This window comes from Shinella zoogloeoides, from assembly GCF_030733845.1.
GTDB classification, from domain to species: Bacteria; Pseudomonadota; Alphaproteobacteria; order Rhizobiales; family Rhizobiaceae; genus Shinella; species Shinella zoogloeoides_C.
The window spans coordinates 1,540,316-1,552,890 of sequence record NZ_CP132311.1 but is presented as its reverse complement, the minus strand read 5'-3'; the positions used below and the strand labels follow the sequence as shown (position 1 = coordinate 1,552,890).

Genomic DNA, 12,575 nt, shown 5'->3' with positions numbered 1-12,575 from the left:
CCTACCTGAATAGTCCGAGGAAGCCGCGCGCCACCGCGCCGTTCCAGTCGCCCCGATAGGGAGCGGATTGCGCGCCATTCGGCCCTGCGCGCCCCCAGATCATGGCGACGCGCCCAGCCATGCCGGCATGCTCGAAGAACTTGTCGCCCTCGTCGCGGCGGCGCTGATCGGCCGAGCTGCGGAAACGGCCGTTCTTGCGGCTGTAGTCGAGCTGGCGACCTTCGCACTGCGCCTCGATGTATGCGCCGCCGTCTTCGGCAAAGTGGTGCGAGATGGTGTCGAGATAGCCGCGGGCAACCGTCTCGACCTGAAGAAGCGCGCCGGTATCCGGATGGAAATGGGCATCCATCACGCGCACCGGCCGGTCGCGGTAGTCCTCCGCCTCGATCTGGGTCAACACGGCTGGCGTCAGGCCATCGTCGCGGCTTTCGGCAAGGCGCAGCGTGAAATTGCCGTCCGCCGTGGTGCCTGTCCCTCCGCCGAGGTCGGAAACCTCAATCAAGCCGAACGGCTTGTAAACGAGGCCGGCATAGGTCAGCTCGTCATTGTCGGCGATGAAACCATAGGCGCCCGTGCCGAAGTCGAAACGGAGCATCTGCCGGGTACGGATGCGGCCCTCGTCATAGAGAGCCTTCACGTCGTTAGAGAGCATTGGATGACTCGACTCTGAGTTGATTGCGTGCTCCCCTGAGCGGCGCGCTCTAGGAGGGGAAAGATGAAGTTCGCATTACCGTTCGAAGGCGACTATGACGCCGAGAAGAAGCAGTTCACGATTTCTGGGAAGACTGTAGCCGGCAACAAGTCGTCAGTGACGATCCCTGTAACGTCACCTCAAGAGTTTCTGGTTTGGGTCGCGCAATGTTTGGGTGAACCTTCGACCCGTGAAGGCGGGCCTGGCACCTTAGTTCAAGCCAACGGACTGGCGCTCAGTATGCATCAGGTTTCCGACGATCTGGACGTGTTATTGGTGCGGTTAGCCGTTGAAAGCTTTCCAGTATCCTTTTCGCTTCCAGTTCGGAACATGACCCCTGAAAGGAGACAGTCCATTGGGGAGGCCATGCAGGTGGCGCTTGCTCTGATAGAGCAAGCAGAAAGTGGATCGCCATCTAACTAATCCCTGACCTATGCGCTTTCCACCAACTTGAAAGAGACCGTGTAGAACCGCCCGCTGCGCGGCGCCTGGAAGCTGTCCGGCACGGGGCGCATGACAAGCGCCGGCTGGGCGAAGCGCACGACGGCGCCGGCCTGCGAGACCGTCGCGAAGGGCGGAGGCTCAATCGTGATCGTGCGCGAAGTTCCGGCGCCGGCAACCTCCGTCACGCGGCCGAGGTGGTAACGTCCAGCCCGTTCCAATCCTAGGCGGTCACCCGGGCCTAGAACGAGACCTGCCGCCACGTTATCGACGGAAAGAATGTTTCCGCTGGCCACGCTGACGAGATTGCCGGCATCTTCGGCCGGCGCCTTGTTCTGGCCGTGCGCTGTCGGGTAGCACACCAGCGGATGCCGGAAGAGCACCCGCCGCAAGCCGCCGCGAAGCGAAAGCCACCAGGCCTCCACCTCGGCATATTGCGACATGAGCAGCGGTCGCGTCGTCAACGTGACCTCCCATGCTGGCGGGATTACGTCCGTGTAGTTGATGAGACCGCCGCCGGCCGGTGAGGCTGTCACGCCCATGCGCAAGATCATATCCGCCGTCACAAAGTCGACGGCTGGCAGCTCGCGCGGAAATGTGATTGCCATGGCTACAGGCCCCGCCGCTTCTGAGCTTCGCGAACCGTCTTGATGATAAGGCCCGGAAGCTCCGCGTCTCTACGAGCAAGCGCCCGCATCATCTCGCCGTCCGTTTGCGCGTTGCCGCTGGCCTGGAAGGTCGTGCGCGCGTCGATCGAGATGCCCGGCGATGCCGAGGGGAGCTTTGCCGGAATGCTTGCGCCGACATAGCCGCCGTTCGCGTACCCCTTGAGAGCGCGGCGAACGGCGTCGAGAGCGGCCGGGCCGCCAGCCCTGCGCACTGCTTCCTGATCAAAGACATACTCGCCCTTGTGGACAACGCCGGCCGGCTCGTATTTTCCGCCGCCGCCGGTGTAGCCGCCCTTGTCGTAGAGGCCGATGCCTCCGCTGGAGGCCAGTTGCCACTGCGGCGAGAACATGCCGAGCAGTGAGCTAAAAAACCCACCGCCGCCACCAAAGAGGCCGCCACCGCTGCCGGCCTTCTGGATCTTGAAGACGTTGGAAAGCACGTCGTCGACGAGCGCCCTGCCGATTTTCTTGAGCGAATTGGCGAAGATGTCGGCTGCCTTCTCGCCCTCCATGAAGCCGTCGACCATGCCGGACACGACGTCTTTCGCGGTCGCCAAGGCCTCATCCGCGCGCTCGCGGATTTCGTCCTGCTTCTCGGCAAGCTGCTCCGAGGCGACCGTCGCGGTGGCATAAGCGCCTGCCAGGGTCTCAATCTCCTTTGCCAGCTCTGGGGTAACCTCTTTGCCGGCATTCTGCGCCGCCGTGAGCAGTTCCTGTTTGGCGCGGGCTTTCTCGATCGCGAAGCCATAGTCGTCGATCAGAGGATTGATGCCGGCCTGCGCAGCGGTCTCTGCGTTTAGAGCTGCGGTACGCTCACGGATTTGTTCGGTCTCGCGCGCGTAGTCATCGGCGCGCTTTGACCCCTTCCTGCCCTTCTTGCCTGAAGATGCGGCGGCATACTCCTCAATGGACACCTGTTTGACGGGAGACTTCAGAGCGGACGGCAGGCCTGTGAGCGGATCGAACGGAACCTGGAAGTTCGCAGTCTTGGGCAACTGCGGGCCGTATTTCGTCGGGTCTTTGAAGACTTCGGCATACGCCTCATTGCGGGCCTTGATGTCCTCCTCGGCAAGCTTCTCCCAATAGCCCTTCCGCTCCTTCGCGCGATCAGTTGCAATATCCAGTCCCGTCTTCTCGGAGAGCCAGACACCGAACTGATCAAGACCCGTGGCGGCGCCGAAGTTTGCGCCCAGGTTCTCCGTGAAACTGAGGGCGTTCTTTAGTTGGCTGATCCATTTGATCGCCGTGCGAACTTCCTCCCCGAAAGCCTGAAAATCCGCCGCGTTTATACGGTCGGCCATGATTTGAAAGGCGTCCCCCAAATCTTTTGCGGCAAGACTGCCTTTGGCAAAGTCGCGCATTGCATTGATGAGAGCGGTATGGACGTTCTCAAGCGCCTGTGACGTTGTGAGGGTCGCGCCGGCAACTTTGTCTTCAAGGATGACGGAGCCAGCTTCAAATGCTCGAAAGAACGCTTCAGACGAGACTTTCCCGTCAACTACGAGCTGTCTAAGCTTGGCGACTGATCCGCCCGCCTCCTTCAACCCCGCGGCGGCGGCCTGCGCGATCGGCAGAGCGCCCTCAAGGATGCTCGAAAACTCCTCTGCACGAACCGTTCCGGCGCCGAGTGCCTGGGAGAGTTGCGTTAGCGCGCCACTCGTCTCGGCCGCTGACTTACCATTGATCCGGAGCGCGACACCGATCCGGTCCACGAACCCCTCTAGCTGCGCTCCCGAAACATTCAGCTCGCCCTGCACAAGCTTAAGACGGCCATACAGTTCGACCATCGTCTCCAAAGGCGCGGCGTTCTTGACAGCACTGTCGCGGAGCCGATCGTATACCTTCTCCAACTCGGCGCCCGAAAGGCCTGCGACCTTCAGCGCGTTGTCGATGCGCGTTGCACTGTCCAAGAGCGTCTGAAGCCCTTTGATCCCACCGGCGACAGCGAATGCTCCTACCATCTTCTGACTTAGAGCCGAGAAGCCGGTGGTGATGTTTTTGTTCATCTTCGCGAAGCGCGCCTCGATCTGCCTCGCCTGCTTGTTGGTTTGCCCCATTGCGCGGCTGAGCGCGTTCTCATACTTCTTAATGTCAGCCGAGAGCTGCACCACAAGGCGTTCGAGATCAGTTGCGGCCATGAACGGTTCACCGTTGCTTTAGATTCGGGAGGAGATTGACGATGAAGTATGCGACGTTCGGGCTGGCCGTTCTGGCGGCCACGCAGGCAAGTGCGGCTGATGTGGAAATGAACGTCGACAACTTCCGCAAGCTTTCGAACGGCTCCTTGGAAATCGTGGTGAAGTTCACAAACAACCTGGATAAGGAATTGGCCTTCGTTCGTGCTACTTGCGCATTCCTTAACAAGGAGATGAAGGCGGTCACGACCGAGAACGTAGTTGCTCAGAACATCGCCGCAAGAGCTTCGGATTATGGAAAGACCTATGTGTTGCAGCCGGACGATGCCGAAAAGGCTGACTGCCAAATTACTGCATCCGACTACTAACGGGTGCCGTCCATATCCTGCATCCACCGCCAGACTTCATCGACTTCTGACGACGACATTTTGCCGTCTTCTGGCGTGGTGGCCTTGATGTAGCCCTCGACCGCCGCCGCGTACTGCCACATTGACATCGCGCGCACTTGCTGGGGAGAGAAGCCTATCGCTGCACCAGTCCCGTAGATGGCGCCAAATCGGATTTTGCCGTTCGGGAGCTCGACTTCCCGCGCTTCCGACTTGGCGCTTCTAGCTCCCCCAGCTTTTCATCCGGTGCGCCGATCAGCCCGGCAGACAGGACAGCGAGGGCGATCGGCACGCTCTCAGCCGGTGGCCGCTGCTCGACATAGAACCGAACCTTCTTCACCGCTTCTTCCGGGGACATGCCTCCACCGATCAGCGCAAGGCGGATCGTATTCGAGATGTCCTCGACGCGCCATGTGCCGGCATAGAGACGCTGCAAAACCACCTGCGGGCCAGCGTCCGTCTTTTCCTGAAGCTCCTCAAGCTCGCCCCATCCGAGGCGAAACTTGAAGTCGCCGTCCGCCCAGGTGAGCGTGATCGAGGCGTCGCGACTCATGGCGTGAAGGTATTCGTGTCGACGAGCTCGCCGTCGGACTGGAGCGAGACCGAGATGGTGACGCGGCCACCCTGCTCGGCGCCGAGTTCGAGGGTTTCGACATGCATGCGGCCAGTGAACGTCACGGTGCCAGTCGAAAACTCGATCTCCACCTTCACCGGCACGGATTCGGTGCTCTTGTAGGCGGCGATCCAGGTGGGAACAGCGGAAGCAGCCAGCACGCCGTCACCCGAAATCGATGCGGTCGTGCTTTCGACGTCGCGGCCGATCGTGATCGGCTTGTCGGGATCGTCACAGTCCGGAATGGACACCTCTGAAAGCGATTTGCCGAGCGTCAGAGACTTGGACGTGAAGCCGCAAGGTGCAGCATAGACGATAGGATCGGCGCTGTTGCCGAGGAGAACTCGGAACTTTCCAAAGCGCGCGGTTACGGGAGGTGCCATGGTCTTACTCCTTTATGGCGGTGAAGAGCGGCGAGCCGCACGGGTTTGACTTATCGACCGGCCGCAACGTCTTTCGCGGCCTTGTTGATCGATCGGGTGACGCGGCTCTTCACCCTGCGGCGCAAGGCTCGGAAGCTGACGTAGAAGTATGGGCTCGCGGGAATGGCCGGGATGGTGGCGCCTTCGAACCTCCCGCCGGCCGTATGCGCCGCCGTGCCAAACTCGACCCAGCGGGCGTAGAAGGCTTCGCTATTGCCGGCGTAGATCGTGATTGTCAGATCGCCGCCGATGGCCTGGACTTTCCCGAGGGTCATTGCCCCTTTCGGGGCCTGCCCGTATGTCCATCCGATGCTGTCGCGCAATGCGCTGGTGTCCGAAGGAACGAGAGACTTCGCCATGTTGACGATTTCATTCGCTCCATCCTCCAAGGCTTCACGGATGCGTTCCTTGACGATGGAAGGAAGGCGATCAAGCTTTCTCTGAAGCTGTTTCAGCCCTTTGATGTTGGCTGTCACGTTGCCCGCCCGCTATGCGCAAGAAGCTGATTACGCGACGCGTCGGAGGCCTGACGATCAACCGTGACATCTCTCTTCGACTTGCCGTCGAGAAATACAGCTTTATCCGCCGCGACGGCCTTTTCGGCGCAGTCGTGTTTAACCGTACCGCTCCAGCCAGCCAGATATGCGACAGTTACTTGAGCGGTTGGCTTGTAGTCGAAATCTTCGATAAATTTCACTCTTGCCATCTGCCCTACTCCTCGATGACACCGGTAACCTGCACGACGCCGTGAGTGGTAACATTGTCCGGATCGCTGAAGACGCGGACGAGACCAACACGCATCAAGACAAGGGCGCCGGAGCCGAGTTCCGCCTCGGCGTCATGAAGAGCCCCCTTCACAGCATCTACCAGTTTGCGGCACGGCCACTTCTTTCCGCCTTCGCGCGTCCAGCAATCGATCTGCAAGGTTTCTTCCCGGCCGCGGATGCAGTCCGCATCGCCAGGCGTAAAATCCGATGCGCCGAAGGTGATGTTCGGAAAATCGAGTCCATCATCATTCCCATCGACGATACGGTCGTCGACGATGGCTGTGACAGCGGGCGCGGCCTTGAGACGGGCGAGCACAAGATCCTGAAACGAGACGGAAACGCTCATACCGCAACCCCGCCTTCGACGGTGAATTCCAGATACTGCCTATCATCGGTCGGCACAGGCCCGGAGCGGACGTTGTAGATTTCACCGCTGCGCTGGTCGCGCATCCGCCAGGACGTCTTGACGGCCCGCGTCTGTGAATTGTCATACACCGTGACGACGACTGGCTGCTTGCCGGCAAGCCGCGAGGCCTGCACTGTCTCGCCGCCGCGCAGGAAGCGGAAGGAAGCATCGGCCGTCACCGGGTTCCCCCACCCTTGCTCTTTGCCGCCATGTCCGTCGTCAACCTTCATGGGTTGCTCGAACGCGACGAGGTAATCCATCTTTCCCGCGTCCATCATGCGAATGCGAAGCTCCTGTGCATGGCAACCATGGCCTTTACGCCCATCGGAACGCTACCGGTCATGTCGGCGGTGACGTCAGCGCGGTGGAGATAGAAGCTGGCGACGAGCATCAAGCACGCCTGCGCCAACTTGGGCGGGATGTTGCCGGCGCCGAGGCCGGCCTTGAATACGACCGTTGCTTCCGAAATCTCGGGCGCGTTTTCGATGTAGAGCGCACCGTCGCGGATCTCGTAATCCGTCACCGTTCCGGCCACGCCGACGGGGTCCAGATAGGTGACGGACTGGATATCGGCGTTCGGATACCCCTTGAAAATCAGGTCGAAGGTGCGGCCCTTCGCGGTGAATTCCGTCTCCAGAAAAACCGTCTGGCAGGCGCGCTCCACCCAATCGACCGCGGCTTCAAGGTAATGCTGCAATATCGTGTCGTCATCGGAATGACGGACGCGGCAATGCTGTTTGGCGAGGGCAAGCGATAGGACTTCGCCTACCGGCTCGCCGGATTGCTCAATCTTCATCTTGCCCTCGCTGGGTGCTTACGGGGTCGGCTCGGTAAGGTCGCCGTAGACGATGCCTTCCGGACGGAGGGTTTCGAGCTGGATGCGCTCCTCGATGAGGATCGTCACCTTGTTCGCGATGAAGTTATCGCGGTCCTCGGTGGAGCGGCGGATCTCGATGCCCTTGCGCTGCCAGAGGATTGTGTTGCCGACGAAACCGCCGACAAGGAACTTGCCCTGTGCGACACCCTTGGTGCGGACCACGGGCAGGCCCCAGGCCGTATTGCCGGCGAAGGCGGGATGCAGGTAGCGGCCATCGGCATCCTTCGCGAGGTCGAGCGCCGCGGCGTCAAGATGGTTCATGACGACGGCGGTTGCCACGAGATCGGCTTCCGATACCTGCGCGATGGCAACGCGGATATCGTCCATGGCGTTCGCGGGCGTGATGCCGGGAACGATGGCCGGATTGTAGACGGTGGAGTTGGCAATCAGGCCGTCGACATGGTTTGCTGTGCCGTCGCCATTGATGACCTCGCCTTCCTCCTTGAGCTGGAGGCCGTAGATGCCGCGCTGGTTGATGTAGCCCTCCATACCGTCAACGTCATCGAGGATTTCCTCGTTCACACGGAACCAGTGCGCCATCTTGACCATCGGCGCCGTCTTGGCGGCGAAGGTGATGTCGGACTGCGGCTTGAGGGCGCCAGCGGCGACCGTCGCTGCGTTGTTGGTGTAGCCGGTTTCCTGGAGGTATTCGAGGACGGCGGCGGTCGTTGCGAGCGTCGGAATGACGTCGCGCAGGAACAGCGCCTGGTTGACCGGTTCGATTATACCGCGGTTCTGACGACGGACGCCGGCCGGGAGGGTGACCGTGCCGAACGAGGCGGACGTAATGTCCTTGATCTCGACGGTTTCGCGGCCACGAATCCTGGCGGCGAAGTCCTTCGTCTCCGCGATGACGCGGCCGATCGACTTCGTGTCGTCACGGCGTGCGTTGAGCTTCTTGGTCAGGTCGGTAACCGTCTCACCGAGCTCCGTGAGCTCCTTGCGGCTGTCCTCGACGCGGCCCCTGATGTCGGTGATGTCATTACCCGACGCCTGCTTCGTCTGAAGCTCCGCCAGCTTTTCCGAAAGCGACTTCTGCTCGTTGGTGACTTCCTTGAGCTTGTCGCCGATTTCCTTTGCCGCAGCATCCAGCGCGGCCTTGATTTCAAGGTCCATCATAAACTCCTGTGGTCGATGGAAGGTTTAGAAGCTGAGCTTTTCCTTGATCAGCTTTGCGATCTCCGAGGCGGACGCGTCGCGCTGTCCATCGCCTAGAGCTTGCGGCGCAAGAGCCGCCTGGGCCTTGGCCAGCCATGCCGGGAAGCCTGCGTCACGCAAGGCACCTTCCACCGCACGTTTGAGGGGCGCGAAGTCGCCGGACGTCTTCGTCGCCTGAATTACGTCATTGATGCTCTTCACCGCATCGATCGTGGCGGCTTCCAGCATGGGGAAAGTCACCACCGAGATTTCGAAGAGATCAACCTCGATCAGCTCGCGATTTCCGCCACGCGTTTCCGACTTGCGCGTCAGGTAGCCGATCGACAGGCTGTCGACGACTTCGGCCCGCATCATTTCATGGACTTCAAGCCCTCTCGCCGTCTTGAGGAGGAGCTTGCCCTCGACGCGCAGGCCGACGCTATCTTCTTCGACGACCGACCAAACGCCGATGGGCTGGTCTGGGTCGTGGCCCCACAGCATCTTGGGCCGACGAGTCGCCAGGCTCTTCTTGAACGCACCGGGCAACGTGATGTCACCGCCCAGGTCGACCAGATGGAATTTCGAGGCATAGCCGGAGAACGTGCCGTCCTCCTTGACCGACTGCTCCTCAAGCCGGGAGAACTTGGTTTCCAGGTCCATTTCTTGCCTCGCTTCGTTTCGGTAGTTCGTCGCCGCCCTTGAGCGGGTTTTTACCCATCCGCACGCGAATGTCGTTCTGGGTTTCCCAGGCTGTGTTGTTGCCGAGCGCCTTGGCGGCGTATTCACCAACGGTCTTGAGGTCGCCACGATAGAATTGCGTCTCGTCGAGGTTCACGAACTGGTCCGACTTGAGCATTGAAAACGCGATGCCCTGCTCCCAGCGCCGCGCCCACGGCTGAAGCGTGACCGTGACGTGATAGTCCATCGCGTCGGCGATACGGGTGAGCGACTGACCCGCGGCGTCATGTGCAAGGAAAATGGGATGAATGCCGTAGGCCCGCGCCACTTCCTCGATAATGAATTTGCGGGTGGACAGAAGCTCCATTTCGGCTTGTGTCGGCACGATGCTCTTATAGTTGGCGCCGCTGTCAAATATTGGCGTGCCGGGAAGCCTGTCCTTCAGCGCCGCTTCAACCGCTGCCGCCGCCTCGTCACCAAGTACCTGCTCGCTGGTGATATACCCGCGAACCATCTTCTGCTTGCTGTCATCGACCTGGCGTTCTTCAAGCGCCATCGAAAGCCCGAGAACCTTCTTGATCTCGGAGGTGATGTCCAAACCTTCGAGATCGTCCCAGCGTGGATTTGAAATCTCGATGAAGTCTTCGCGAGTCAGGCCGTCGACCGAGCCGATGCCGGGAATGGTGCCGCTATAGGTCACCTTCGCCGTCTCGGGGTCTCGGACCGCACGAACCTGTCCGTCAACGATCGGGATCAGGCGCTTGATGCGACCCCGGTAGCCGCGATCGATATAGGCGCGGCCGACACCGTCGAAGACGGCATGCAGCGTCAGGCACTCTACGAATTCGATCGGCGTCATGTAGTCGTTGGGCTTGTGCCCGAGCCGTTCCGCCAACTCGCCCTCGACCACCGGCATTCGGATCATCCGCCCCATGTCGTCGTACGACTTCAGGCCAGTGATGATCGGCATCGCCGCGACACCCTCGGCGATGCGGAGGCCAGCAGCCAGCGCGGCCGTCACCTTCAGGTGCTTTTCGGTCGCGATGATTTCGCGCTCGATGACATACTCCTGATAGAACCGGTTGCCGTTAAGGTCCCGATCCTTTTTCCGGAAGAGAGAAGGCCACTTCATGCGACGCGCACCCCGCGCGACATGTAGCTGCCCTTGGTTTTCTTGTCGGACTTCGACGCGCCGACAGCCATAGCCTTCGACACCATGCCGTCGATGCGTCCGCGGGAGCGGCTTTTGTCGAACATCTGATTTCCAATCCCGTCGGCCTTCAGAACCACGTTCGAAGCGCAGACATCCGTGAGCTTGTTGTCGTCGACCAGGATTTCGCCCTTCAGGATCTTGTCCGTCATGCGGCTGATCGAATGCGGCATGCAGAGCTGCCGATCCTCGAAGGCAATCTTGGTGCCCTGTGCGTGGGTGACGATCTTCAGGCCGGAGCCCGGTTTCTCCTTCGGCCCCATGTACCGCCAAACAGGAAGCGAAATGTCATCGCATGCAGTGATGAAGGATGAGACGTAGGCCGGATCGACGGTCAGGCTGTCGACCATGTGCTCGGCCTTGAGCTTCGCGACCTGCCCCGCGATAAAGGTGTAATCGATCGTCTCGCTTTCGCAGATCGTCAGGTAATCCTCGGCCTCGTAAGCCGTGTAGGGAATGCGGTCCTCTGCCTCGCGCCGCGCCAATCCCTTCCTTGTCGTCCAATACCAAGTCTTGGCGGTGAGCGTGTCGTCGTCCGCCCGCCAGCAAGCCGAAAGAGCGGTCAAATCGTTTTTCTGCGACAAATCCAGTGCAAGAAAACACGGAATTTTGCGGTAATCCTTCTCATCCACCGGCCCCAAGCAAGCCCGCCAAGCCTGCTCATCAGGCAGCCAGAAGCCGGATGAACCGACCGGCTTTCCGAAATAGAGGCGTTCTGTTGCCAGCCTTTCCGATGCAATGTGTTTGGCCGTCTCTACACGGCGCCTGACATTGTCGATGGGATAGGTGATCCCCAGCGCCGGGAGAGCTTTCACCCAGCACGTTTCATCATTGAACGGATCGTCCGCCTCATCGACACGCGCGATATACGAGAAGGCGCTGTCGTCTTTGATCACGCCCTCCGCCACCCGCTGGTAGAACTGCGAAAGGTCCGTTGCGACGGCTTGGTCAACTGCCGGTGTGTTGGTGCCGAGTACCATCAACGGGTCGCCTGGCATCTTGTCGATAGCGGCCTTCCACAACTGGATGGCCTTATCAGTCTTCATCTCGTGGATCTCGTCACCGAAGACCGCGATCGGCTTCGGGCCTGAAATCGTGTCACTGGAGGCCATCGGGAGAAATTTGGATTCCGAGGCCGGAAATTCTATCTTCCACGCGTTGTCGGACGTGCCCCGGATCAGAACTCTTTTTTCCGTAAGCAGGTTCGCCCCGTCCTTGCCAGGAATCGGTGCCCGACACAGCGCCACAGCGTCGGAAAACAGCACCTTCGCCTGATCGAGGTCGTTGGCGATGGCGTAAGCCTCCGCGCGCTTCACACCGCAAAAGCCAATCATGTAGAGGCCGATCGCGCCCATGAGCGGGGATTTGGCTTGCCCCTTCCCTGTCTCGATCCACGCGTGCCGAAAGCGGCGCGTGCCGGACGCATCGCGCCATCCGAAGAGCGACCCGACGACGAACGTCATCCAGTCCAGCAGATGGAACGGCTGACCGACCTTCTCGCCGGCCGTGACCGTGAACATGGCCGGGAAGAACCGGAGCGCTCTGCCGGCCTGGTCGACGTCGAAGCGGAGCCCGCGCTTGTGACCGTTCTTCAGGTCGTCGAGGTGGCGCTTGCATGCGGCGCGGACGAACCGGCCGGCGATGATCTCGCCCTTGACGACCTTACTGGCGTAGGCCGTGGTTTGGTCCAAGGAACTCGTCGGCGGCAGTGGAGCCGGCGGCGGGCTTTTTCGTGCTCGCTTTGACTGCTGCTTCACCGAACATCGCCTTTTCCAATTTCAGCATCCGCTCGTTCAGCTTTTCGCAGGCAGCCCAGCGGTAGTTGAAATACTCGCCGCCTTCCTCCCCTTTCAGGACAGGGCCTTGCTCGAATGCGATCGGATGAATGGTTTCGAACTCGACTTTCGCTCGGACATAGCGATCGGCGCGCGCGAGGTTCGGGGCTGTCACCGCGTCGCATTCCTTGAGCGCCGCGACCGTCTCTTTCCAGAGCACTTTTGCAAGCTCCGCGGCTGCCTCGTCGGATGCGAAGACCCGGCCATAGGCGGGTTGAACTACCTTGACCACCCTACCCCCCTTTCGATGCTGATCTGAGTGCAAATGAAGGGGGGACGCGGATGCGGAGGAATCGACCCCTCTTTAAA

Annotated in this window: 17 protein-coding genes; 2 read left to right on the top strand and 15 right to left on the bottom strand. The window is 60.6% G+C overall.

Annotated features, from left to right (window positions below):
- Position 1: 1 nt before the first annotated feature.
- A complete protein-coding gene (locus tag Q9316_RS08800; protein WP_306034800.1) occupies positions 2-652 on the bottom strand; it encodes a DUF2163 domain-containing protein in 651 nt (216 codons plus the stop codon).
- Positions 653-715: 63 nt separating this feature from the next.
- Here Q9316_RS08800 and Q9316_RS08795 point away from each other — a divergent pair, with 63 nt between their 5' ends.
- On the top strand, positions 716-1,114 hold the full coding sequence (locus Q9316_RS08795; RefSeq protein ID WP_306034799.1) for a hypothetical protein: 399 nt from the start codon (positions 716-718) through the stop codon (positions 1,112-1,114).
- An 8-nt stretch (positions 1,115-1,122) separates the two neighbouring features.
- Here Q9316_RS08795 and Q9316_RS08790 read toward each other — a convergent pair whose 3' ends face one another.
- Together Q9316_RS08790 and Q9316_RS08785 are read right to left on the bottom strand one after the other, a co-directional pair.
- On the bottom strand, positions 1,123-1,740 hold the full coding sequence (locus tag Q9316_RS08790; RefSeq protein WP_306034798.1) for a hypothetical protein: 618 nt from the start codon (positions 1,738-1,740) through the stop codon (positions 1,123-1,125).
- Positions 1,741-1,742: 2 nt separating this feature from the next.
- Positions 1,743-3,938, bottom strand: coding sequence for a tape measure protein (locus Q9316_RS08785; protein WP_306034797.1), 2,196 nt, complete (start codon positions 3,936-3,938; stop codon positions 1,743-1,745).
- 41 nt (positions 3,939-3,979) lie between these two features.
- Here Q9316_RS08785 and Q9316_RS08780 point away from each other — a divergent pair, with 41 nt between their 5' ends.
- On the top strand, positions 3,980-4,303 hold the full coding sequence (locus Q9316_RS08780) for a hypothetical protein (protein WP_306034796.1): 324 nt from the start codon (positions 3,980-3,982) through the stop codon (positions 4,301-4,303).
- Between the two features lie 154 nt (positions 4,304-4,457).
- Here the strand turns inward: Q9316_RS08780 and Q9316_RS08775 are convergent, their stop codons facing one another.
- From Q9316_RS08775 to Q9316_RS08720, 12 genes are read right to left on the bottom strand one after another with little or no spacing between them, the layout of a single operon-like run.
- Positions 4,458-4,874 carry a gene transfer agent family protein gene (locus tag Q9316_RS08775; RefSeq protein WP_306034795.1) on the bottom strand — a complete coding sequence of 139 codons (417 nt, stop codon included), beginning with the start codon at positions 4,872-4,874 and terminating at the stop codon, positions 4,458-4,460.
- Complete coding sequence (locus Q9316_RS08770) at positions 4,871-5,317, bottom strand: phage tail tube protein (protein WP_306034794.1); 447 nt, start codon at positions 5,315-5,317, stop codon at positions 4,871-4,873. The genes Q9316_RS08775 and Q9316_RS08770 overlap by 4 nt, the downstream gene beginning before the upstream one ends.
- Before the next feature lie 50 nt (positions 5,318-5,367).
- Positions 5,368-5,832 (bottom strand): HK97-gp10 family putative phage morphogenesis protein, encoded by a 465-nt coding sequence (locus tag Q9316_RS08765; protein WP_306034793.1) that lies wholly within the window; start codon positions 5,830-5,832, stop codon positions 5,368-5,370.
- Complete coding sequence (locus Q9316_RS08760; RefSeq protein WP_306034792.1) at positions 5,829-6,062, bottom strand: hypothetical protein; 234 nt, start codon at positions 6,060-6,062, stop codon at positions 5,829-5,831. The genes Q9316_RS08765 and Q9316_RS08760 overlap by 4 nt, the downstream gene beginning before the upstream one ends.
- Before the next feature lie 5 nt (positions 6,063-6,067).
- Positions 6,068-6,469 carry a DUF3168 domain-containing protein gene (locus Q9316_RS08755; RefSeq protein ID WP_306034791.1) on the bottom strand — a complete coding sequence of 134 codons (402 nt, stop codon included), beginning with the start codon at positions 6,467-6,469 and terminating at the stop codon, positions 6,068-6,070.
- On the bottom strand, positions 6,466-6,807 hold the full coding sequence (locus Q9316_RS08750; protein WP_306034790.1) for a head-tail adaptor protein: 342 nt from the start codon (positions 6,805-6,807) through the stop codon (positions 6,466-6,468). Before Q9316_RS08750 ends, Q9316_RS08755 begins: the two co-directional genes overlap by 4 nt.
- On the bottom strand, positions 6,804-7,325 hold the full coding sequence (locus Q9316_RS08745; protein WP_306034789.1) for a head-tail connector protein: 522 nt from the start codon (positions 7,323-7,325) through the stop codon (positions 6,804-6,806). The genes Q9316_RS08750 and Q9316_RS08745 overlap by 4 nt, the downstream gene beginning before the upstream one ends.
- A gap of 18 nt (positions 7,326-7,343) precedes the next feature.
- Positions 7,344-8,525, bottom strand: a complete 1,182-nt coding sequence (locus Q9316_RS08740; RefSeq protein WP_306034788.1) for a phage major capsid protein — start codon at positions 8,523-8,525, stop codon at positions 7,344-7,346.
- 24 nt (positions 8,526-8,549) lie between these two features.
- Positions 8,550-9,203: an HK97 family phage prohead protease gene (locus Q9316_RS08735; RefSeq protein WP_306034787.1), complete on the bottom strand. Its 654-nt coding sequence runs from the start codon at positions 9,201-9,203 to the stop codon at positions 8,550-8,552.
- Positions 9,172-10,353 (bottom strand): phage portal protein, encoded by a 1,182-nt coding sequence (locus tag Q9316_RS08730; RefSeq protein ID WP_306034786.1) that lies wholly within the window; start codon positions 10,351-10,353, stop codon positions 9,172-9,174. Before Q9316_RS08730 ends, Q9316_RS08735 begins: the two co-directional genes overlap by 32 nt.
- Positions 10,350-12,122, bottom strand: a complete 1,773-nt coding sequence (locus Q9316_RS08725; RefSeq protein WP_306034785.1) for a terminase large subunit — start codon at positions 12,120-12,122, stop codon at positions 10,350-10,352. Before Q9316_RS08725 ends, Q9316_RS08730 begins: the two co-directional genes overlap by 4 nt.
- Positions 12,094-12,498 (bottom strand): hypothetical protein, encoded by a 405-nt coding sequence (locus Q9316_RS08720; RefSeq protein ID WP_306034783.1) that lies wholly within the window; start codon positions 12,496-12,498, stop codon positions 12,094-12,096. Before Q9316_RS08720 ends, Q9316_RS08725 begins: the two co-directional genes overlap by 29 nt.
- Positions 12,499-12,575: the final 77 nt, after the last annotated feature.